This is a genomic window from Lelliottia sp. F153, assembly GCF_002870005.1.
Classification (GTDB): domain Bacteria; phylum Pseudomonadota; class Gammaproteobacteria; order Enterobacterales; family Enterobacteriaceae; genus Enterobacter; species Enterobacter nimipressuralis.
Window position 1 is genome coordinate 423,445 of record NZ_PKFT01000002.1, and the last position, 21,253, is coordinate 444,697.

General features: G+C 52.6%; 19 protein-coding genes and 2 tRNA genes. 6 read left to right on the forward strand and 15 right to left on the reverse strand.

What is annotated here, in order from left to right:
- Positions 1 to 51 precede the first annotated feature (51 nt).
- From infB to F153LOC_RS09180, 4 genes are all read right to left on the reverse strand, one after another.
- A complete protein-coding gene (gene infB / locus F153LOC_RS09165) occupies positions 52 to 2,745 on the reverse strand; it encodes a translation initiation factor IF-2 (protein WP_100778755.1) in 2,694 nt (897 codons plus the stop codon).
- 24 nt (positions 2,746 to 2,769) lie between these two features.
- On the reverse strand, positions 2,770 to 4,257 hold the full coding sequence (gene nusA / locus F153LOC_RS09170) for a transcription termination factor NusA (RefSeq protein ID WP_100778754.1): 1,488 nt from the start codon (positions 4,255 to 4,257) through the stop codon (positions 2,770 to 2,772).
- Between the two features lie 28 nt (positions 4,258 to 4,285).
- Positions 4,286 to 4,738 (reverse strand): ribosome maturation factor RimP, encoded by a 453-nt coding sequence (gene rimP / locus F153LOC_RS09175; RefSeq protein WP_142503648.1) that lies wholly within the window; start codon positions 4,736 to 4,738, stop codon positions 4,286 to 4,288.
- A gap of 207 nt (positions 4,739 to 4,945) precedes the next feature.
- Positions 4,946 to 5,022 (reverse strand) — tRNA-Met (locus F153LOC_RS09180).
- Positions 5,023 to 5,363: 341 nt separating this feature from the next.
- Here F153LOC_RS09180 and argG point away from each other — a divergent pair.
- Positions 5,364 to 6,710 (forward strand): argininosuccinate synthase, encoded by a 1,347-nt coding sequence (argG, locus tag F153LOC_RS09185; protein WP_102105484.1) that lies wholly within the window; start codon positions 5,364 to 5,366, stop codon positions 6,708 to 6,710.
- Positions 6,711 to 6,908: 198 nt separating this feature from the next.
- Here the strand turns inward: argG and F153LOC_RS09190 are convergent.
- The 6 genes from F153LOC_RS09190 to rlmE form a co-directional block, all read right to left on the reverse strand.
- A tRNA-Leu gene (locus F153LOC_RS09190) sits at positions 6,909 to 6,995 on the reverse strand.
- Positions 6,996 to 7,004: 9 nt separating this feature from the next.
- Positions 7,005 to 7,337 carry a preprotein translocase subunit SecG gene (secG, locus tag F153LOC_RS09195; RefSeq protein WP_100778751.1) on the reverse strand — a complete coding sequence of 111 codons (333 nt, stop codon included), beginning with the start codon at positions 7,335 to 7,337 and terminating at the stop codon, positions 7,005 to 7,007.
- A 224-nt stretch (positions 7,338 to 7,561) separates the two neighbouring features.
- Complete coding sequence (glmM, locus tag F153LOC_RS09200) at positions 7,562 to 8,899, reverse strand: phosphoglucosamine mutase (protein ID WP_100778750.1); 1,338 nt, start codon at positions 8,897 to 8,899, stop codon at positions 7,562 to 7,564.
- The gene (gene folP, locus F153LOC_RS09205) at positions 8,892 to 9,740 is read right to left on the reverse strand and encodes a dihydropteroate synthase (RefSeq protein ID WP_100778749.1); all 849 of its coding nucleotides are present in this window, start codon (positions 9,738 to 9,740) and stop codon (positions 8,892 to 8,894) included. The genes glmM and folP overlap by 8 nt, the downstream gene beginning before the upstream one ends.
- A gap of 96 nt (positions 9,741 to 9,836) precedes the next feature.
- The gene (ftsH, locus tag F153LOC_RS09210; protein WP_100778748.1) at positions 9,837 to 11,771 is read right to left on the reverse strand and encodes an ATP-dependent zinc metalloprotease FtsH; all 1,935 of its coding nucleotides are present in this window, start codon (positions 11,769 to 11,771) and stop codon (positions 9,837 to 9,839) included.
- Positions 11,772 to 11,873: 102 nt separating this feature from the next.
- Entirely contained in the window at positions 11,874 to 12,500 is a 627-nt protein-coding gene (gene rlmE / locus F153LOC_RS09215; protein ID WP_100778747.1) for a 23S rRNA (uridine(2552)-2'-O)-methyltransferase RlmE, read from the reverse strand.
- A 126-nt stretch (positions 12,501 to 12,626) separates the two neighbouring features.
- On the opposite strand from rlmE, the gene yhbY reads away from it, so the two are divergent.
- Positions 12,627 to 12,920, forward strand: coding sequence for a ribosome assembly RNA-binding protein YhbY (gene yhbY, locus F153LOC_RS09225; protein ID WP_095283563.1), 294 nt, complete (start codon positions 12,627 to 12,629; stop codon positions 12,918 to 12,920).
- Between the two features lie 151 nt (positions 12,921 to 13,071).
- On the opposite strand, the gene greA is transcribed toward yhbY, so the two are convergent.
- Positions 13,072 to 13,548: a transcription elongation factor GreA gene (gene greA / locus F153LOC_RS09230; protein ID WP_100778746.1), complete on the reverse strand. Its 477-nt coding sequence runs from the start codon at positions 13,546 to 13,548 to the stop codon at positions 13,072 to 13,074.
- Positions 13,549 to 13,794: 246 nt separating this feature from the next.
- Between greA and dacB the strand changes: the two genes are divergently transcribed.
- Genes dacB through pmrB form a run of 3 tightly spaced genes read left to right on the forward strand, consistent with a single transcriptional unit; the run spans position 13,795 to position 16,933 of the window.
- Entirely contained in the window at positions 13,795 to 15,228 is a 1,434-nt protein-coding gene (dacB, locus tag F153LOC_RS09235; protein WP_102105485.1) for a serine-type D-Ala-D-Ala carboxypeptidase, read from the forward strand.
- Positions 15,229 to 15,230: 2 nt separating this feature from the next.
- Positions 15,231 to 15,893, forward strand: coding sequence for a two-component system response regulator PmrA (gene pmrA / locus F153LOC_RS09240; protein ID WP_102105486.1), 663 nt, complete (start codon positions 15,231 to 15,233; stop codon positions 15,891 to 15,893).
- Positions 15,890 to 16,933: a two-component system sensor histidine kinase PmrB gene (gene pmrB / locus F153LOC_RS09245; RefSeq protein WP_102105487.1), complete on the forward strand. Its 1,044-nt coding sequence runs from the start codon at positions 15,890 to 15,892 to the stop codon at positions 16,931 to 16,933. Before pmrA ends, pmrB begins: the two co-directional genes overlap by 4 nt.
- 38 nt (positions 16,934 to 16,971) lie before the next feature.
- Here pmrB and cgtA read toward each other — a convergent pair whose 3' ends face one another.
- From cgtA to rplU, 4 genes are all read right to left on the reverse strand, one after another.
- On the reverse strand, positions 16,972 to 18,150 hold the full coding sequence (gene cgtA, locus F153LOC_RS09250; protein WP_102105488.1) for an Obg family GTPase CgtA: 1,179 nt from the start codon (positions 18,148 to 18,150) through the stop codon (positions 16,972 to 16,974).
- Positions 18,151 to 18,165: 15 nt separating this feature from the next.
- Entirely contained in the window at positions 18,166 to 19,131 is a 966-nt protein-coding gene (locus F153LOC_RS09255; RefSeq protein ID WP_100778741.1) for a DMT family transporter, read from the reverse strand.
- Positions 19,132 to 19,226: 95 nt separating this feature from the next.
- A complete protein-coding gene (gene rpmA / locus F153LOC_RS09260) occupies positions 19,227 to 19,484 on the reverse strand; it encodes a 50S ribosomal protein L27 (protein WP_004385076.1) in 258 nt (85 codons plus the stop codon).
- Between the two features lie 19 nt (positions 19,485 to 19,503).
- On the reverse strand, positions 19,504 to 19,815 hold the full coding sequence (rplU, locus tag F153LOC_RS09265) for a 50S ribosomal protein L21 (protein ID WP_095284390.1): 312 nt from the start codon (positions 19,813 to 19,815) through the stop codon (positions 19,504 to 19,506).
- 257 nt (positions 19,816 to 20,072) lie between these two features.
- Between rplU and ispB the strand changes: the two genes are divergently transcribed.
- Positions 20,073 to 21,044: an octaprenyl diphosphate synthase gene (gene ispB, locus F153LOC_RS09270; RefSeq protein WP_102105489.1), complete on the forward strand. Its 972-nt coding sequence runs from the start codon at positions 20,073 to 20,075 to the stop codon at positions 21,042 to 21,044.
- Positions 21,045 to 21,253 lie beyond the last annotated feature (209 nt).

A 21,253-nucleotide genomic window follows, 5' to 3' on the forward strand; every position in this document is an offset into this window, starting at 1 on the left:
CGGGTGGCGCTTCGCTTACCCGGCTTACAATTTTCTTAATCCTTTCGGGGATTAAGCAATGCTACGCTGGATTTCGATGATTTCGAACACTTCGATCATATCGCCAACGCGAACATCGTTGTAGTTCTTAACGCCGATACCACATTCCATGCCGTTACGGACTTCGTTAACGTCATCTTTGAAGCGGCGCAGGGATTCCAGCTCGCCTTCGTAGATAACCACGTTGTCACGCAGAACGCGGATTGGGTTATGACGTTTGATGGTACCTTCGGTAACCATACAACCCGCGATCGCACCAAATTTCGGTGATTTGAACACGTCACGCACTTCAGCCAGACCGATGATCTGCTGTTTCAGTTCTGGAGACAGCATGCCGCTCATCGCTGCTTTCACTTCGTCGATCAGATGGTAGATGACGGAGTAGTAGCGCAGATCCAGGCTTTCTGAATCGATAACTTTACGCGCAGAAGCATCAGCACGAACGTTGAAGCCAACCAGAATCGCGTTGGACGCCGCTGCCAGGGTTGCGTCGGTTTCGGTGATACCACCGACACCAGAACCGATGATCTTCACTTTCACTTCGTCGGTAGACAGTTTCAGTAAAGAGTCGGAGATCGCTTCCACAGAACCCTGAACGTCTGCTTTCAGTACGACGTTCACTTCGTGAACTTCGCCTTCAGTCATGTTAGCGAACATGTTCTCGAGTTTAGATTTCTGCTGACGAGCCAGCTTAACTTCACGGAATTTGCCCTGACGATACAGTGCAACTTCACGCGCTTTCTTCTCGTCACGAACAACGGTCACTTCATCACCGGCAGCCGGAACACCGGACAGACCCAGGATTTCCACAGGAATGGATGGACCTGCTTCCAGAACTTCCTGACCCAGTTCGTTACGCATCGCACGAACACGACCGTATTCGAAGCCACACAGTACGATGTCGCCTTTGTTCAGCGTACCTTCACGGACCAGAACCGTTGCAACCGGACCACGACCTTTATCCAGGAAGGATTCGATAACGGCGCCGCTTGCCATGCCTTTACGAACGGCTTTCAGCTCCAGAACTTCAGCCTGCAGCAGGATTGCGTTCAGCAGGTCATCAATACCGGTACCCGCTTTTGCAGATACTGGGATGAACTGAGACTCACCGCCCCACTCTTCCGGCATAACGCCGTACTGGGACAGTTCGTTTTTAACGCGATCCATGTCAGCTTCTGGCTTATCGATCTTGTTCACAGCAACAACCACTGGCACCTGCGCCGCTTTCGCGTGCTGGATTGCTTCGATTGTCTGTGGCATCACGCCATCGTCTGCTGCAACAACCAGAACAACGATATCCGTTGCCTGTGCACCACGAGCACGCATAGAGGTAAACGCGGCGTGACCCGGGGTATCCAGGAAGGTGATCATACCGTTGTCAGTTTCAACGTGGTAAGCACCGATGTGCTGGGTAATGCCGCCCGCTTCGCCAGAGGCCACTTTCGTTGAACGAATGTAGTCCAGCAGAGAGGTTTTACCGTGGTCAACGTGACCCATGATGGTCACAACGGGTGCGCGGGATTCTGCCGCAGCGCCAGTGTCACGGTCGCTCATTACCGCTTCTTCCAGCTCGTTTTCACGACGCAGGATAACTTTGTGGCCCATCTCTTCAGCAACGAGCTGTGCGGTTTCCTGATCGATAACCTGGTTAATGGTCGCCATTGCGCCCAGTTTCATCATCGCTTTGATGACCTGAGAGCCTTTAACAGCCATTTTGTTTGCCAGGTCGCCCACGGTGATGGTTTCGCCAATCACAACGTCGCGGTTAACGGCCTGAGCAGGTTTCTGGAAGCCCTGCTGTAAAGAGGAACCTTTACGCTTGCCACCTTTACCACCGCGAACAGCGGCGCGCGCTTCTTCACGGTCAGCTTTGGATTCAGAGTGCTTGTTGCCTTTCTTCTGAGGACGAGCCGCTTTAGTCGTGCGAGTACGGCCACGGCCGCCTTCAACTTCACGATCGTTCTCATCTTCGGCCTGGCGAGCATGCTGAGAAGTCGTGACGTGATAATCGCTCTTATCCTCTTCACCTTTCTCTTTTTCTTGCTCAGCCCAAACACCGGCATTTTCTTCCGCCATACGACGTGCTTCTTCAGCCACGCGACGCGCATCTTCTTCGAGCTTGCGACGTGCTTCTTCTTCCGCTTTACGCTTCAGGTCGGCTGCTTCGGTTTCACGACGGGCTTTTTCTGCCTGGGCGGTTTTGGTCATTTCGTCAGTTTGTTGATTGCTCACTTTGTCTTTTTCCGCAGCTTCACGCTTTGCTTTATCACTGGCATCGCGTTTCGCTTTTTCAGCGGCCTCACGTTCAGCTTTTAATACTGCCTCACGCTTGGCTGTTTCTTCTGCCTCACGATGGGCTTGCTCTTCCGCTTCACGCTGCGCCTGCTCTTCCGCTGCAAGGCGCTCGGCCTCTTGCGGATCACGTTTTACAAAGGTGCGTGTCTTGCGGACTTCGATTTGTACCGATTTGCTTTTTCCACCGGTACCTGGAACATTTAACGTGCTGCGCGTTTTACGCTGCAACGTCAGTTTGTCAGGCGTTGAACCGTGTTCACGGTTCAGGTGCGCTAACAAAGTTTGTTTTTCTTGTGCAGTTACTGAGTCATCAGCAGCCTTTGGGATCCCTGCATCAGCAAATTGCTGTACCAGGCGGTCCACAGGGGTCTGAATCTCAGCAGCCAGCGATTTTACAGTTACATCAGTCATGCTGTTCCTTCCTGCTACAGTTTATTACGCTTCGTCGCCGAACCAGCAAATATTACGTGCGGCCATGATGAGTTCGCCGGCTTTCTCGTCGGTTAAACCTTCGATATCAGCCAGGTCATCAACGCCTTGCTCAGCGAGATCTTCCAGCGTACAAACACCACGGGCAGCCAGCTTGAACGCAATCGCACGATCAAGACCTTCCAGATTCAGCAGGTCATCAGCCGGCTTGTTATCACCAAGGCTTTCTTCCTGAGCCAGCGCCAGGGTGGTCAGTGCGTTTTTAGCGCGTTCACGCAGGGCTTCAACGGTTGCTTCATCCAGGCCGTCAATTTCCAGCAGTTCTTTAATTGGCACATAGGCCAGTTCTTCAAGCGAAGAGAAACCTTCTTCGACCAGGACAGTGGCGAAATCTTCGTCGATGTCCAGGTACTTCGTAAAGTTATCGATCGCTGCATGGGCTTCAGCCTGATGCTTAGCCTGCAGGTCATCAACCGTCATTACGTTCAGATCCCAGCCGCTCAGCTGAGACGCCAGACGGACGTTCTGACCGTTACGACCGATAGCCTGTGCCAGGTTACCTGCTTCAACGGCGATATCCATGGTGTGCTTGTCTTCGTCGACAACGATAGAAGACACGTCAGCCGGAGCCATAGCGTTAATCACGAATTGTGCCGGGTTGTCGTCCCAAAGCACGATATCAATGCGCTCGCCGCCCAGTTCAGTAGAAACAGCCTGGACACGTGCGCCACGCATACCAACGCAAGCACCGACCGGGTCGATACGCTTATCGTTGGTTTTTACCGCGATCTTAGCGCGAGAACCCGGATCGCGGGCCGCTGCTTTGATCTCGATAACTTCTTCACCGATTTCTGGCACCTCAATGCGGAACAGTTCGATCAGCATTTCTGGCTTAGAGCGAGTGACGAAGAGCTGCGCACCACGCGCTTCCGGACGCACTGCGTACAGAACGCCGCGGATACGGTCGCCTGGACGGAAGTTCTCACGCGGCAACATGTCTTCACGCAGGATCACGGCTTCAGCGTTGCTGCCCAGATCCAGAGAGATGTTGTCACGGTTCACTTTCTTCACCACACCGGTGATGATTTCACCTTCGTGTTCGCGGAACTGATCAACCACCATCGCGCGCTCAGCTTCACGTACTTTCTGTACGATAACCTGCTTAGCGGTCTGGGTGGTGATACGGTCGAAGGTGACAGATTCGATCTGATCTTCAACATATTCGCCAACGTTGAAGCTTTCGTCTTCATAACGAGCCGCTTCAAGCGTGATTTCTTTGGTTGGTTGGGTCACTTCTTCGACGATCACCCAACGGCGGAAGGTATCGAAGTCACCACTTTTACGATCGATTTCTACGCGAACATCGATCTCTTGTTCGTATTTTTTCTTGGTTGCTGTAGCCAGTGCACTTTCCAGCGCTTCGAAAATCTTCTCACGCGGCAGTGATTTCTCGTTAGAGACGGCTTCAACAACAGCCAAAATTTCTTTGTTCATCGCGGGCTTTTCACCTCAATCCAGACTGTTAAAAGTGGGGAACCAGGTTCGCCTTCTGGATATTACTCAGCGCGAACACTTCATCTTTGCCTTCGACTGTCACCGTGATCATCTCACCATCAACGGCCTTAATAATGCCCTGCCATTTACGGCGGTTTTGCACAGCCATACGCAGAACGACAGTCACTTCTTCACCGAGATACCGCGTGTAGTGCTCAGCGGTGAACATCGGACGGTGGAGACCAGGCGAGGAAACTTCCAGGTTATAGGCAACAGTAATAGGATCTTCAACGTCAAGAACTGCACTAACCTGGTGGCTGACATCAGCACAATCATCAACATTGATGCCATCTTCACTATCAATATAGATGCGCAGCGTGGATGTGCGGCTGCGAATAAATTCGATGCCGACCAGTTCGTAGCCCAGTGCTTCGACTGGTGCCTTAATCATCTCTGTTAATTTTTGCTCTAATGTGGACAAGCCCACCCCCAAGACATAAAAAAAGGGCCTAAAGCCCAGTTATTCTGTAGTCAGATAACAAAAAACCCCGATAAATCGGGGCTTTAGATAACTGAACCCTATAGCCGCAACTGCGGCCTGGAGCACTTTCTGAAAGAATTTTTTCAAATCCAGCTACGAAGGCTCTGAGTCTTCACAGTATATTTGAAAAAGAACTTTATAGGAAAGTGGTTGCGGGGGCCGGATTTGAACCGACGACCTTCGGGTTATGAGCCCGACGAGCTACCAGGCTGCTCCACCCCGCGCCTGAAACGTGGCAAATTTTACTCGTTTTGGGTAAAAAATGCAAATAATGCTGGGATTTGGTACCGAGGACGGGACGTAAAATCTGCATGCATTATATTGGTTAGAGCATTCCGCTGTCAACTCTGGTTTCCATGCGCTACGCTGAATAACATTAAAGGCTTGTGTCTTTTTTCCTGTTTGCCTCGCAACAGGCAGCAGCACAGGATTTTTCACAAAAAATGCACGAATCTCTTCCGGTCATCGACAAAAGATGATTAAATGAAAACTCACTTATTTTGCATAAACATGCAATGAGAGCGAAAGCGGTCTCTAATCAGTCAATCAAGCAGGGTTTTATTTTATGACGACGATTCTCAAGCATCTTCCGGTAGGACAACGTATTGGCATCGCTTTTTCTGGCGGCCTGGATACCAGCGCTGCACTGCTGTGGATGCGCCAAAAGGGAGCGGTTCCTTATGCTTATACTGCGAACCTGGGTCAGCCGGATGAGGACGATTATGATGCGATCCCTCGTCGTGCCATGGAATATGGCGCAGAGAACGCACGTCTGATTGACTGCCGTAAGCAGCTGGTTGCGGAAGGTATCGCTGCGATTCAGTGCGGCGCATTCCATAACACCACGGGCGGTCTGACCTATTTCAACACCACACCGCTGGGTCGTGCGGTGACGGGCACGATGCTGGTTGCCGCCATGAAAGACGATGGCGTAAATATCTGGGGCGATGGTAGCACCTATAAAGGCAACGATATTGAGCGTTTCTATCGCTATGGTCTGCTGACAAACGCCGAGCTGCAGATTTATAAACCGTGGCTGGATACCGACTTTATTGACGAGTTGGGCGGCCGCCATGAGATGTCCGAATTCATGATCGCCTGCGGCTTCGACTACAAAATGTCAGTTGAGAAAGCCTACTCCACCGACTCCAATATGCTGGGTGCGACGCACGAAGCGAAAGACCTGGAATTCCTGAACTCCAGCGTGAAGATCGTTAACCCGATCATGGGCGTGAAGTTCTGGGACGAAAACGTCAAAATCCAGGCTGAAGAAGTAACAGTACGTTTTGAGCGTGGTCACCCTGTTGCCCTGAATGGTCAAACGTTCGCTGATGACGTCGAGCTGATGCTGGAAGCAAACCGCATCGGTGGTCGCCACGGCTTAGGCATGAGCGATCAAATTGAAAACCGTATTATCGAAGCGAAGAGCCGTGGCATCTATGAAGCCCCGGGGATGGCACTGCTGCACATTGCCTATGAGCGTCTGCTGACCGGTATTCACAACGAAGACACCATTGAGCAGTATCATTCCCACGGTCGTCAACTGGGTAAACTGCTGTACCAGGGTCGCTGGTTTGATCCACAGGCACTGATGCTGCGTGATGCTCTGCAGCGTTGGGTTGCAAGCGCTATCACCGGTGAAGTGACTCTGGAACTGCGTCGTGGCAATGATTATTCCATCCTGAACACCGTGTCTGACAACCTGACCTATAAAGCAGAGCGTCTGACGATGGAGAAAGGTGATTCCGTGTTCTCCCCGGACGATCGTATCGGTCAGTTAACCATGCGTAACCTGGATATCACCGACACCCGTGAGAAGCTGTTCAACTACATCGAAACCGGTCTGCTCTCTGCCTCTTCCGGCAATGGCCTGCCGCAGGTTGAGAATCTGGAACACAGCGACAAGAAGTAATTCTTAAAGAAGACATGCAAAAGGCGCCTTAGGGCGCCTTTTTTGTTGGGCTGATGTTCTTTTGTCGGGCGGGTAAGCACACTGCTATACGCCCGTTTTGGCCGGTGGTACTACTAGCTTACCGGGACTTTGAAAACAGGGACTCAAAAGATACAGACGAAAAAAAAGACGCCTTTCGACGTCTTTTTTCTGGAATATTGGTACCGAGGATGGGACTCGAACCCACAAGCCCGTTAGGGCACTACCACCTCAAGGTAGCGTGTCTACCAATTCCACCACCTCGGTACTGAGTACTTAGTGCGGGATATCGCTGGTCGGCTTAGCCGGTTCAGCTGGCTGAGTCTGCTCAGTTTTAGACGGAGCACTCAGATTGTCCCACTCGCTTCCTTTTGTGGTCTTGTTGCTATTGATATTGCCAAGCGCCAGACTGATGATGAAGAACAGCGTAGCCAGAATAGCCGTTGTACGGGTCATGAAGTTCGCAGAACCACTTGAACCAAACAGCGTACCGGAAGCGCCTGCTCCGAAGGAGGCTCCCATATCAGCGCCTTTACCTTGCTGCAGCATGATCAGCGCTACAAGAGCGATGGCTACAATAAGGAAAACAACTAAAAGAGCTTCGTACATAATCAACCTGTTCCTTGCGGAGTTGCCGCATACCAATGCTTCGACCAATTTAGCAGGAATTGTGTTTCCCACTGAAGCGGGTGTGAATACTAACCAAAGCGAATGACCTTCGCAAGGGCAATTTCAGCGCATTGTATCAACTGCGGAAAAAAACAGCAAAAGCGCATCTGTCGGGCAAAATAAAGGCGACAAGCGTCGCCTTTTTAAACACTTACTGTGCAAAGTTATGCAGCTTTCACCGCATCGGCGATTCGATGAGCAAACTCAGTAACCTGCTGCTCGTCTTCACCTTCGACCATCACGCGAATAAGCGGCTCAGTTCCGGATTTACGCAGCAGCACGCGGCCACGATTCCCGAGGGCAGCTTCGACTTCCGCCATCACCGTTTTCACGTTCTCATTTTCTAGCGGATCGCCTTTACCCGCGGTAAAGCGAACATTCACCAGAATCTGCGGGAACATTTTCATGCCGGTGCAGAGATCGTGCAGGCTCATATGGTTACGCACCATCGCGGCAACCACCTGCAGACTGGCGACGATACCGTCACCCGTAGTGGTTTTGTCGAGCAGGATCACGTGGCCGGAGTTTTCAGCCCCAATGCGCCAGCCTTTTTCCTGCAATTTTTCCAGCACATAGCGGTCGCCCACTTTAGCACGCGCAAATGGAATACCCAGCTGCTTCAGCGCCAGCTCAAGACCCATGTTGCTCATCAGCGTACCTACCGCGCCACCGCGAAGTTGGCCCTGACGCAGTCCTTCACGGGCGATGATGTAGAGGATCTGATCGCCATCGACCTTATTACCTTCGTGATCCACCATGATGACGCGGTCGCCATCACCGTCAAACGCAATCCCCAGGTCGGCTTTTTCAGCCAGAACGCGGGCCTGCAGCGCACGCACGTCAGTGGCGCCCACTTCTTCGTTGATGTTGACGCCGTCTGGCTCACAGCCGATAGCAATCACTTTAGCGCCGAGTTCACGGAACACGTTTGGCGCAATGTGGTACGTCGCGCCATTAGCACAATCGACCACAATTTTGAGATGGCTCAGGCTCAGTTCGTTCGGGAAGGTGCCTTTACAGAATTCGATGTAACGGCCCGCAGCATCCACAATACGGCTGGCTTTGCCCAGCTCAGAGGAGTCAACGCAGGTCAGCTCTTTTTCCATTTCTGCTTCGATGGCTTCTTCGACTTCATCCGGCAGTTTGGTGCCATCGATGGAGAAGAATTTGATGCCGTTGTCGTAGAACGGGTTATGGGAAGCTGAAATCACAATACCGGCTTCAGCGCGGAAGGTGCGCGTCAGATAAGCCACCGCAGGGGTTGGCATTGGACCGGTAAAGGAAGCGGAAAGCCCGGCGGCTGAAAGCCCCGCCTCTAATGCCGACTCCAGCATATAGCCAGAAATACGGGTATCTTTACCGATGATGATCTTACGCGAGCCATGACGCGCCAGTACCTTACCTGCCGCCCAACCCAACTTAAGCACAAATTCAGGAGTAATAGGTGCATCACCCACGCGCCCACGGATACCATCGGTGCCAAAATATTTACGATTACTCATAGCGTTTGTTTTCCTTCGCTGACAATGTGGCTTCAACCACACGCATAGCTTCTACTGTCTCTTTGACGTCATGGACGCGAATAATGTGAGCACCTTGCATAGCCGCGATCACCGCGCAGGCAAGGCTGCCGCTCAGACGTTCGCTCGGGCCAACATTCAGCAATTGCCCGACCATGGTTTTTCGCGACATCCCGACCAGCAACGGCAAGCCAAAATGGTGAAATTCCGATAAGCGTGCAAGCAGCTCATAGTTATGGGAGAGATTTTTACCGAAACCGAATCCCGGGTCGAGCAGCAATTTCTCTTTTGCGATACCGGCACGCTCACAGCGCGCGATTTGCTCAATAAAGTAGCGATTCACGTCCGCGAACACATCAGAATATTTTGGAGCTTCCTGCATCGTTTTTGGCTGGCCCTGCATGTGCATCAGGCAAACCGGCAAACCGGTTTCTGCGGCAGCCTCAAGAGCACCAGGCTCAGACAGAGAGCGAATATCATTAATGATGTGAGCACCCACTCTCGCCGATTCACGAATAACTTCCGGCTTAGAGGTGTCGACGGAGATCCAGACTTCAAAACGCTGGGCGATAGCCTCAACCACCGGGATCACGCGTGATAACTCTTCTTCCACACTCACGTCCGCCGCACCGGGGCGCGTCGATTCGCCGCCGATATCAATAATCGTTGCGCCTGCATTGATCATCAGATTGGCATGCTTCACCGCGTCAATCAGCGTGTTATGCGTGCCGCCGTCGGAAAAGGAGTCAGGGGTAACGTTCAGGATGCCCATCACATGGGGATGTGAGAGATCGAGAGTCGTGTCCTGGGCGAAAAGTTTCATGGCTAAATCCCTGGTATTTTGAGTTATGCAGATAAGAAAAACCCCGGAGCAAGCTCCAGGGTTTCAGGTGAAGATAAATACATCTTCAGCGGTGACTTATTTGTCGCCTAACTGTTCTGACATGGTATTGCCCGGATTTGGCGTACGCGGTTCATCGACCGGACGCGGTGCACGCGGGGTGCCATTGTTATCAGAATTATTGGAAGCGCCTGGATCTTCCCAGCCTGCTGGCGGACGCACTTCGCGGCGAGCCATCAGGTCGTCAATCTGCGGAGCATCAATGGTCTCATATTTCATGAGCGCATCTTTCATTGAGTGCAGAATGTCCAGGTTGTCATTTAGGATTTCACGTGCGCGGCCATAGTTGCGTTCAACCAGCGCCTTCACTTCCTGATCGATGATACGCGCGGTTTCATCGGACATGTGTTTCGCCTTCGCTACAGAGCGGCCCAGGAACACTTCGCCTTCCTCTTCCGCGTACAGCAGCGGACCGAGTTTGTCGGAGAAGCCCCACTGAGTAACCATGTTACGTGCCAGGTTAGTCGCGACTTTGATGTCGTTAGACGCACCGGTAGAAACATGCTCCACACCGTAGATAATCTCTTCAGCCAGACGACCACCGTACAGGGTCGAAATTTGGCTTTCCAGCTTCTGACGGCTGGCGCTAATCGCATCGCCTTCCGGCAGGAAGAAGGTCACACCGAGTGCGCGACCGCGTGGGATAATGGTCACTTTATGCACCGGATCGTGTTCCGGTACCAGACGACCAATAATCGCATGGCCTGCTTCGTGGTATGCCGTGGACTCTTTCTGCGCTTCAGTCATCACCATGGAGCGACGTTCCGCACCCATCATGATTTTGTCTTTCGCTTTCTCGAACTCCACCATCGACACGACACGTTTGTTACCGCGAGCGGCAAACAGCGCTGCTTCGTTGACCAGGTTTGCCAGGTCAGCACCGGAGAAGCCCGGCGTACCACGTGCGATGATTGCCGCATCGATGTCCGGAGACAGCGGTACGCGACGCATGTGGACTTTAAGGATCTGTTCACGACCACGAACATCTGGCAGACCGACCACAACCTGACGGTCGAAACGGCCTGGACGCAGCAGCGCAGGGTCAAGTACGTCTGGACGGTTAGTCGCCGCGATAACGATGATACCTTCGTTACCTTCGAAGCCGTCCATCTCAACCAGCATCTGGTTCAGAGTCTGTTCACGTTCATCGTGACCGCCGCCCAGACCCGCGCCACGCTGGCGGCCTACGGCATCGATTTCATCGATGAAGATAATGCACGGTGCTGCCTTCTTAGCCTGCTCGAACATGTCACGCACACGAGATGCACCAACACCCACGAACATTTCAACGAAGTCAGAACCTGAAATGGTAAAGAATGGGACTTTCGCTTCACCCGCGATGGCTTTCGCCAGCAGGGTTTTACCGGTACCCGGAGGACCAACCATCAGAACGCCTTTCGGGATCTTACCGCCCAGTTTCTGGAAACGGCTCGGCTCACGCAGGTATTCAACCAGTTCCGCCACTTCTTCTTTTGCTTCGTCACAACCTGCGACGTCGGCAAACGTGGTCTTGATCTGATCTTCCGTCAGCATGCGCGCTTTGCTCTTACCGAACGACATGGCGCCTTTGCCACCGCCGCCCTGCATTTGGCGCATGAAGAAGATCCAGACACCGATAAGCAGCAGCATCGGGAACCAGGAAATGAAGATAGAAGCCAGCAGGCTTGGCTCTTCAGGCGGCTCACCTACCACCTTGACGTTTTTAGTCAGAAGGTTATCAAGCAGCTTAGGATCGTTCACCGGGATGTAAGTCGTGTAACGGTTACTATCTTTCTTGGTAACGTTGATCTCACGTCCGTTGATACGCGCTTCGCGAACCTGGTCCTGATTGACCTCTTGCAGGAAGGTAGAATAATCCACCTTGCGGCCATTCGACTCGCTGGGCCCAAAGCTCTGGAACACTGACATCAGCACAACGGCAATGACCAGCCAGAGTATTAGGTTTTTCGCCATGTCACTCAAGGGATTAACCTCATATTACAACTGTGTTAAAAACAGCGTCAGGAGACTCTCTATCCAGTGTCTTTCGAACGTTCGTCCGAAGTCAGCCGGTTATCATTTCCGCCCGGTCGCTACAATATACACTTCACGTGAACGAGCACGGGAAGAGTCCGGCTTACGAACTTTCACTTTCGCAAACAGGGAGCGAATTTCCTTAAGATACTCCTCGAAACCTTCGCCCTGGAACACCTTCACTACAAAACTACCACCAGGCGCTAGAACATCACGACACATTTCTAACGCAAGTTCAACCAGATACATGGAACGGGGAATATCCACCGCTGGTGTTCCGCACATATTTGGCGCCATATCAGACATGACAACCTGAACTTTACTGTCACCTACACGTTCGAGTAATGCTTTCAGGACTAATTCATCACGAAAATCGCCCTGAAGGAAGTCAACACCGACAATCGGATCCATTGGTAAAAGATCGCATGCGATGATTCGCCCCTGGCCACCAATTTGTGTCACAGCGTACTGTGACCATCCGCCAGGTGCCGCACCGAGGTCAACAATCGTCATTCCCGGTTTAAAGAGTTTGTCACTTTGCTGTATTTCATCAAGTTTAAACCAGGCACGGGAACGTAACCCCTTTTTCTGTGCCTGAAGAACATATTTATCGCTAAAGTGTTCCTGGAGCCAGCGGCTGGAGCTGGCAGAACGCTTTTTACCTGTCATTTAACTTTCCGTCCTGGTTCATCGTAACCTGCCTTTGACGTAAATTTCTACGCAGCTATTTGGCGATATAAGGGAGATGGCGGTAGAATGAACCGTTTTCAATCCCAACGTAAGCAAAAATATACGATGAATCTGAGTACTAAACAAAAACAGCACCTTAAAGGTCTGGCACATCCACTCAAGCCTGTAGTCATGCTTGGCAACAATGGTTTGACCGAAGGGGTGCTTGCCGAGATCGAACAAGCGCTGGAGCACCACGAGCTGATTAAGGTGAAAATTGCCTCTGAAGACAGAGACACGAAAACCCTGATCGTGGAAGCTATCGTGCGCAATACCGGTGCCTGTAATGTACAGGTTATCGGTAAAACGCTGGTGCTCTACCGCCCGTCTAAAGAGCGTAAAATCTCGCTACCACGCTAAGAATATCCTGAATCGAACACTTTTTCAGTGTAAAACGAGGGATTTCCAATAGCAGGTGAGCAAAATGCCATGCTCCGTGAGTTGATAAAAGGCCGCTATGCGGCCTTTTTCCTTTCTTTACAATGTATCAACAACTGCGGTGAGATGCGAATTACAGGTACTCGACCTTAATAATTTCGTATTCCACTTCGCCGCCAGGCGTGCGGATCACCACCACATCGTCCTGCTCTTTGCCAATCAGACCACGGGCAATCGGCGAGTTAACGGAGATGAGGTTCTGTTTAAAGTCCGCCTCGTCATCGCCCACAATGCGGTAAGCCTGCTCTTCGTCATTGTCCAGGTTCAGCACCGTCACGGTAGAACCAAAAATCACGCGGCCATTGTTCGGGATTTTGCTGATATCGATCACCTGAGCATTCGACAGTTTCGCTTCAATATCTTTGATACGGCCTTCACAGAAGCCTTGCTGTTCGCGCGCGGCGTGATACTCCGCGTTCTCTTTCAGGTCGCCATGCTCACGCGCATCCGCGATTGCGGCGATGATTTCAGGACGGCGAACAGATTTCAGAAAATCCAGTTCTTCGCGCAGTTTTTCGGCACCACGTAAGGTCATCGGAATAGCTTGCATTTGTTATACCTCTTAAACATTCCTGTTGGGAGCGACTCACTCACTCCGACTTCCGGCCTCGCAGGGGTCAAAGCGTGTCACAGGTCGGGAGCAAAAGAAAACTGCCCGGAAGCAAAGTTCCAGGTCAGCAGCAATTTTTCAATTTGATGCGCATTTTACCGCGAAGTTCACTATGGGTCATCGTTTACTTTACAGGGCGTTGCACCGTAGTATGACGGTTTGTTTACGGGTTGTTAGCGCGAGATTATGCGATTTTCCAGATTTATCATCGGATTGACTACCAGTGTGGCGTTCACTGTCCAGGCAGCGAATGTGGATGAGTATATTAATCAACTCCCAGCTGGCGCTAACCTTGCGCTGATGGTGCAAAAAGTGGGTGCCCAGGCGCCGGAGATTGACTATCACAGCCAGCAAATGGCACTCCCCGCCAGTACACAGAAAGTGATTACAGCTCTGGCTGCGCTCTTGCAGCTGGGGCCCGATTTCCGCTTCACCACCACGCTGGAAAGCAAAGGCAGCGTGGATGACGGCGTCCTGAAAGGCGATTTAATCGCCCGTTTTGGCGGCGATCCGACTTTTAAGCGCCAGGATATCCGCAATATGGTCGCGGTGCTGAAAAAGTCCGGGGTGCAGAAAATCGACGGCAATGTGCTGATCGACACCTCCATTTTTGCCAGCCACGACAAAGCCCCTGGCTGGCCGTGGAACGACATGACCCAGTGCTTTAGCGCCCCGCCGTCTGCGGCAATCGTCGACCGTAACTGCTTCTCCGTCTCGCTGTACAGCGCGCCTAAGGCCAATGATTTAGCCTTTATTCGCGTGGCGTCCTACTACCCCGTCACCATGTTCAGCCAGGTACGCACGCTGGCGAAAGGCTCGCCTGATGCACAGTATTGCGAGCTGGATGTGGTACCCGGCGATCTGAACCGCTTTACCCTGACCGGATGCCTGACGCAGCGTGCCGACCCGCTGCCGCTGGCGTTCGCTATTCAGGATGGTGCCAGCTACGCCGGTTCCATTCTGAAAGATGAGCTGAAACAGGCCAATATCAGCTATTCCGGGACGCTGCTGCGCCAGACGCAGTCCAATGAACCCGGCACGGTGATTGCCAGCAAACAGTCCGCGCCGCTGCACGATCTGCTTAAGATTATGCTGAAAAAGTCCGACAACATGATCGCCGATACGGTGTTCCGCATGATCGGTCATGCCCGATTTGGCGTTCCCGGTACGTGGCGGGCAGGTTCCGATGCCGTTCGCCAGATCCTGCGCCAGCAGGCGGGGATCGATCTTGGTAACACTATTGCGGTCGATGGCTCAGGCCTTTCGCGCCATAATCTGATCTCACCTGCAACAATGATGCAGGTTCTTCAGTACATTGCGCAGCACGACACTGAGCTAAACTTTATCTCGATGCTCCCTCTCGCGGGTTACGATGGCTCTCTTCAGTACCGTGCAGGTCTGCACGCTGCTGGCGTAGACGGAAAAGTTTCCGCCAAAACGGGTTCACTGCAAGGGGTGTATAACCTGGCAGGCTTTATTACGACGGCCAGCGGCCAACGCATGGCGTTTGTGCAGTATCTTTCCGGCTATGCCGTCGAACCGAGCGACCAGCGTAATCGCCGTATCCCTCTGGTGCGTTTCGAAAGCAGGCTTTACAAGGACATCTACCAGAATAACTAGCGATGAAATTACTCATTGTTGAAGACGACCTGTTATTACAGGAAGGTCTGGCGCTGGCACTGGCCAACGAAGGATATGCGCTTGATTGTGCTGCCACTGCGGCAGAAGCTGACTCGCTGATTCAAAGCGGCGAGTACAGCCTGGTGATCCTGGATTTAGGGCTGCCCGATAAAGACGGCGCTACGTTGCTGAGCCAGTGGCGTCGCCGCGGCGTTGAAAATCCGGTACTGATCCTGACAGCGCGCGATGCCCTCGCAGACCGAATCAATGGTCTCGACTCCGGCGCCGATGATTATCTGGTGAAACCCTTTGCCCTGGCAGAGCTACAGGCTCGCGTTCGCGCGCTGATTCGCCGCTATCAGGGGCACAGTGACAATCTGGTGACGGATGGCGATCTGACGCTGAATTTGCAAACCCAGCAGGTGATGCGTCATTCGCAGGCGGTCGAAGTCACTCCGAAAGAGTTCGCTCTGCTCACGCGGCTGATTATGCGCACCGGACAAACCGTGCACCGCGAAACTCTCCAGCAGGATATCTATTCCTGGCAGGACGATCCGGGATCAAACACCCTTGAGGTCCATATTCACAATCTGCGGCGCAAGCTCGGTAAAGACCGCATCAAAACCGTTCGCGGTGTGGGCTATCGCCTGGAGAGTCAAAAATGAACAGCATGCGTCGGCGATTGATGGTTTTGCTGGCGGTCATTCTGTTATTTTTCCAGTTGATTAGCGTGATTTGGCTGTGGCATGAAAGCCGCGAGCAAATTGGCTTTCTGGTGAGTGAAACCCTGTCGGCAAAATCGCGTAACCAACATGTCGAGAAGGAGATCCGCGAAGCCATAGCCTCGCTGCTGGTGCCTTCGCTGGTCATGGTCGGTTTTACCCTGCTCTTCTCCTTCTGGGCCATCACCTGGATTACGCGCCCGCTAAACAAACTGCGCGTCAGTCTCGCCAACCGCTCGGCGGATAATCTCACTCCCCTGCCTCTTTTTTCCGATATGGAAGAGATTGGAGCGGTGACTACATCGCTGAATCAGCTGCTTGCGCGTCTGGACCACACCATCAAGCAGGAGCGCTTGTTCACGGCTGACGCGGCTCATGAGCTGCGTACACCGCTCGCTGGTATCCGGCTTCATCTGGAACTCATGTCTCAGTCAGGCTCACCACAGGCTGCGACGCTGATTCATCGCATCGATCAGCTGATGCACACCGTCGAACAGCTGTTAATGCTGGCGCGAGCGGGGCAGGCTATGGCCAGCGGCCATTATGATACGGTCAACTGGAGTGAGCATATTATCGCGCCGCTGGCGTTAGAGCATGAGGCGAAAGAGCACAGCGTCATCTGGCCGCCTCAAAGTTCTCTGACCGTTCAGGGCGATCCGGTACTTCTGAGACTGATGCTGCGCAACCTGCTGGAGAATGCGGCGCGCTATAGCCCGGCGGGTACGACTATCACCGTCACGCTAACGGAACACGACGAGGGCACCCAGGTCAGCGTCATCGATCAGGGGCCAGGCATTGACGAGGCGCATCGCCACTCGATTACCGAGCCGTTCCGTCGTCTCGACCAACGTTTTGGTGGCAGTGGGCTGGGGCTGAGTATTGTCCAGCGTATCGTGCAGTTGCATCGCGGCAATCTGACGCTGGAGAATGCGCCTGAGGGCGGGTTAATCGCCAGTTGCTGGCTGCCCTCCACGCTGAGCTAAAAAAAAAAAGCCCCCTCGAGAGGGGGCTTCTTAGCGGATCAGTGCTTGTAGATGAATTCGACACCTTCTTCGTCGTCTTCGTCCCAGTCATCATCCCAGTCTTCGTCATCTTCGACGTCAACTTCTTGTTCTTCGAGCTGCTGGCGATGATAGTCATCCCACATAAACTCAACTTTCTCAGGCCCTTTCACTTCTTCTGCCTGAGCAACTGGGTTTTCGATGATAAACGTCATCACATCCCAGCAAAGATCTTTCACGCCCATCTGGCTTGCCGCAGAGATCAGGTAGTATTTGTCTTCCCAACCCATTGCTTCAGCGATGGCTTTCGCTTTCGCTTCTGCTTCGGTTTTGTCCATCAGGTCGATCTTGTTAAAGACCAGCCAGCGCGGTTTAGCGGCCAGCTTATCGCTGTATTTCTCCAGCTCACCGATGATGATGCGCGCATTCTCAACCGGATCAGAACCGTCGATCGGATCGATATCGATGAGGTGCAACAGAACACGACAACGCTCAAGGTGTTTCAGGAAGCGAATACCGAGGCCTGCGCCTTCAGCCGCACCCGCAATCAGACCTGGGATATCGGCGACCACAAAGCTCTTTTCGTTATCCATACGGACAACGCCGAGGCTTGGTACCAGGGTCGTAAACGGATAATCCGCCACTTTTGGTTTCGCCGCAGAGACCGCACGGATGAACGTCGATTTACCGGCGTTTGGCATGCCCAGCATACCCACATCCGCCAGCAGCATCAGTTCCAGCTGCAGATCGCGTTTATCGCCCGGCGTACCCATCGTTTTTTGACGCGGAGTACGGTTCACAGAGGATTTGAAACGGCTGTTACCCAGACCGTGCCAGCCACCTTTTGCCACCATCAGACGCTGACCGTGTTTGGTCATGTCACCCATGGTTTCGCCCGTACCCTGATCGATAACACGCGTACCGACAGGCACTTTAATAGTGACGTCTTTGCCGCGTTTACCGGTACAGTCGCGGCTCTGACCATTCTGCCCACGCTCCGCGCGGAAAGATTTTTCAAAGCGGTAGTCGATCAGCGTGTTGAGGTTTTCATCCGCCTCTAACCACACGTCACCACCATCTCCACCGTCGCCGCCGTCAGGGCCGCCACGAGGAATGTATTTTTCACGGCGGAAGCTAACGCAACCATTACCGCCATCACCTGCAACAACCAGGATCGTTGCTTCATCAACAAACTTCATCTTACTCTCCGTAAATCATTCGCCTGAGCGGGGGACAACTACAACCGCTTCACTTTTGCGCCAACGTCCCCAAAGACGATGACCAATGGCGGAATACATCGCGCCCGCAACCACGACAAACGCACCGAGATAACCCAACAGGTTTAACATCGGTTTGACGAAGAAATCGGGCCAGGCCATTGATAACAAATCTGAAAATAACAGCGTAAACAGCGGCGTGAGTGTAATCAGGGCACTCACTTGTGCTGCCTGCCAGCGCGCCATCGCTTCGGCCAGCGCGCCATAACCGACCAGCGTGTTAAGCCCACAAAAAATGAGGCACGCCAGTTGCCAGTCGCTTAACTGAGTAATCACACCCGGTTTCGCCAACGGCAGTAGTGCTATCGTACACAAAGTGTACAGCAAAAAGAGGATCTGCTGTGAGGCAAGTCTGCGCAATAACACCTTTTGCGCGACGCCGTAGCTCACCCAGACCGTTGCTGCCCCGACGCCAAAAATCACACCCCAGGTGTAATCTGTCAGTCGGGTAAAGATCTCAATCAGGCTGGTGTTAAAGAACATCACCAGACCACACAGCAACATGATTGCCCCGATGATCTGTGTGCCGCGCATCTTTTCCTTGAGGATAAAGACGCTGGCCACCATCATGCCAACCGGTGAAAGCTGACCAATCACCTGAGACGCGGTGGGACTTAAATACTGCAAGGAAGAGCTGAACAGAATGAAGTTACCGAACAGACCGCCCGTCGCAATAGCCAGAAGTACCAGCCAGCGTGGTTTACGGAAAATCCGCAGCGGCGGCAGTTTGCCTTTTATCGCCAGAATCGCGCCAAGGCCGATACTGGCCATCAGAAAGCGATAAAACACCACTGTCGGCGGCTCCATCACTTCCAGGACCTGCTTCATTGCAATTGGCAACGCCCCCCAGCACACCGCCGTAGTGAGCGCCAGAAGAATGCCGATGCCAGCCTGCTGTTTCATGCCGGTTTTCCCTGCAGAAAATTTTCCGGGTTTTCAATGTAAAAAGCCCCGCAACACGTTGCGGGGCTTTAATCCGTTACCGGACCACGAAAAACTTACTCAGCAACGATGCTGATGTATTTACGGTTGTTCGGGCCTTTAACTTCAAATTTCACTTTACCGTCTGCTTTAGCAAACAGAGTGTGGTCACGACCGCAACCTACGTTGTTGCCAGCGTGGAATTTAGTACCACGTTGACGAACGATGATGCTACCCGCCAGAACAGATTCGCCACCGAAACGCTTAACGCCAAGACGTTTAGCTTCTGAGTCGCGACCGTTACGAGTTGAGCCGCCAGCCTTTTTATGTGCCATTTAAATCTCTCCTCAGGTCTTAGGCGCTGATGCCAGTAATTTTCACATCAGTGAACCACTGACGGTGGCCCTGCTGCTTACGGTAGTGTTTACGACGACGAAACTTAACGATTTTAACTTTCTCGCCACGACCATGAGCAACAACTTCAGCTTTAATCACGCCGCCATCAACGAAAGGAACGCCGATTTTGACTTCTTCACCGTTTGCGATCATCAGAACTTCAGCGAACTCAACAGCTTCGCCAGTTGCGATGTCCAGCTTTTCCAGGCGAATGGTCTGACCTTCGCTTACTCGGTGTTGTTTACCACCACTTTGGAAAACCGCGTACATATAGAACTCCGCTTCCGCGCACATCCTCGTGTGATTCAGAGTGCGCTATAAATATTCACAATAGGGCGCGAATATTACGCAAAACGCGAGCCTTTGACAAGTGCTACCATCAATACATGAAGAAAAAAAACACAACGCGTACGCTAACGTTTATCTGAGCCGTTTTTTCAGTACAATCAGCAATACTATTGATAAACCGAAACCTTCATTAGCCCAGTAGTCATGCGCTAAACAGAATAAGAAGCCCGGCTTTTGCGATGAATTTAGAAAAAATCAACGAGTTAACCGCGCAAGATATGGCGGGTGTGAATGCAGCAATCCTGGAGCAACTCAACTCTGATGTTCAACTCATCAATCAGTTGGGTTATTACATTGTCAGTGGCGGCGGTAAACGTATCCGCCCAATGATCGCCATCCTGGCCGCGAGAGCCATTGGCTATCAGGGAAATGATCACGTCAATATCGCGGCCCTGATTGAGTTTATCCACACAGCCACGCTGCTGCATGATGACGTGGTAGATGAATCCGATATGCGTCGCGGTAAAGCCACTGCGAACGCCGCCTTTGGCAACGCCGCCAGCGTCCTGGTCGGCGATTTTATCTATACCCGCGCCTTCCAGATGATGACGCGTCTCGGCTCGCTCAAAGTGCTGGAGGTGATGTCTGAAGCCGTGAACGTCATCGCTGAAGGCGAAGTGCTGCAGCTGATGAACGTCAACGACCCGGACATCACTGAAGAAAACTACATGCGCGTCATCTACAGTAAAACCGCGCGCCTGTTTGAAGCTGCGGCTCAGTGCTCCGGTATTCTTGCGGGCTGCACCGAGGCGCAGGAGCGGGGTCTGCAGGATTATGGCCGCTACCTGGGTACCGCGTTCCAGCTGATTGACGATCTGCTCGACTACAGCGCCGATGGCGAAACGCTGGGCAAAAACGTCGGAGACGACCTGAACGAAGGTAAACCGACCCTGCCGCTGCTGCACGCAATGCGTAACGGCACACCAGAGCAGGCAAAGCTTATCCGCGAAGCGATTGAGCAAGGAAACGGAAGACATCTTCTGGAACCCGTACTGGAAACAATGGCGATCTGTGGATCGCTGGACTGGACGCGTCAGCGCGCAGAAGAAGAAGCCGACAAAGCTATTGCCGCTATTCAGGTTATCCCAGACAGCCCATGGCGAGATGCGCTAATCGGGCTGGCACACATCGCCGTTCAGCGCGATCGTTAAGTTCCTTTTTCTCCCCGCGGCATTCGCGGGGAGTTTCAATAAGTTCCCAAACACCCCATCTAACGTTACACATTCGGCTTACATGCCGTGTGTATAAAGCCTTGATATATTCTGAATGTTGCATCCTGTTATTCGAACTTTTTAGAACGACCGTTCGAAGAAGGTATAATCGCCATGTCAGTTCAGCCGAAATGACGTGGACGTATTTG

Coding starts and splice junctions, on each gene's coding strand:
- secG (WP_100778751.1), bottom strand. CDS start 7,337: ATGTACGAAGCTCTTTTAGTTGTTTTCCTTATTGTAGCCATCGCTCTT.
- rpmA (WP_004385076.1), bottom strand. CDS start 19,484: ATGGCACATAAAAAGGCTGGCGGCTCAACTCGTAACGGTCGCGACTCA.
- glmM (WP_100778750.1), bottom strand. CDS start 8,899: ATGAGTAATCGTAAATATTTTGGCACCGATGGTATCCGTGGGCGCGTG.
- rlmE (WP_100778747.1), bottom strand. CDS start 12,500: ATGACAGGTAAAAAGCGTTCTGCCAGCTCCAGCCGCTGGCTCCAGGAA.
- rplU (WP_095284390.1), bottom strand. CDS start 19,815: ATGTACGCGGTTTTCCAAAGTGGTGGTAAACAACACCGAGTAAGCGAA.
- F153LOC_RS09255 (WP_100778741.1), bottom strand. CDS start 19,131: ATGAAACAGCAGGCTGGCATCGGCATTCTTCTGGCGCTCACTACGGCG.
- nusA (WP_100778754.1), bottom strand. CDS start 4,257: ATGAACAAAGAAATTTTGGCTGTTGTTGAAGCCGTCTCTAACGAGAAA.
- pmrB (WP_102105487.1), top strand. CDS start 15,890: ATGAACAGCATGCGTCGGCGATTGATGGTTTTGCTGGCGGTCATTCTG.
- yhbY (WP_095283563.1), top strand. CDS start 12,627: ATGAATCTGAGTACTAAACAAAAACAGCACCTTAAAGGTCTGGCACAT.
- infB (WP_100778755.1), bottom strand. CDS start 2,745: ATGACTGATGTAACTGTAAAATCGCTGGCTGCTGAGATTCAGACCCCT.
- argG (WP_102105484.1), top strand. CDS start 5,364: ATGACGACGATTCTCAAGCATCTTCCGGTAGGACAACGTATTGGCATC.
- dacB (WP_102105485.1), top strand. CDS start 13,795: ATGCGATTTTCCAGATTTATCATCGGATTGACTACCAGTGTGGCGTTC.
- greA (WP_100778746.1), bottom strand. CDS start 13,548: ATGCAAGCTATTCCGATGACCTTACGTGGTGCCGAAAAACTGCGCGAA.
- folP (WP_100778749.1), bottom strand. CDS start 9,740: ATGAAACTTTTCGCCCAGGACACGACTCTCGATCTCTCACATCCCCAT.
- ftsH (WP_100778748.1), bottom strand. CDS start 11,771: ATGGCGAAAAACCTAATACTCTGGCTGGTCATTGCCGTTGTGCTGATG.
- pmrA (WP_102105486.1), top strand. CDS start 15,231: ATGAAATTACTCATTGTTGAAGACGACCTGTTATTACAGGAAGGTCTG.
- cgtA (WP_102105488.1), bottom strand. CDS start 18,150: ATGAAGTTTGTTGATGAAGCAACGATCCTGGTTGTTGCAGGTGATGGC.
- ispB (WP_102105489.1), top strand. CDS start 20,073: ATGAATTTAGAAAAAATCAACGAGTTAACCGCGCAAGATATGGCGGGT.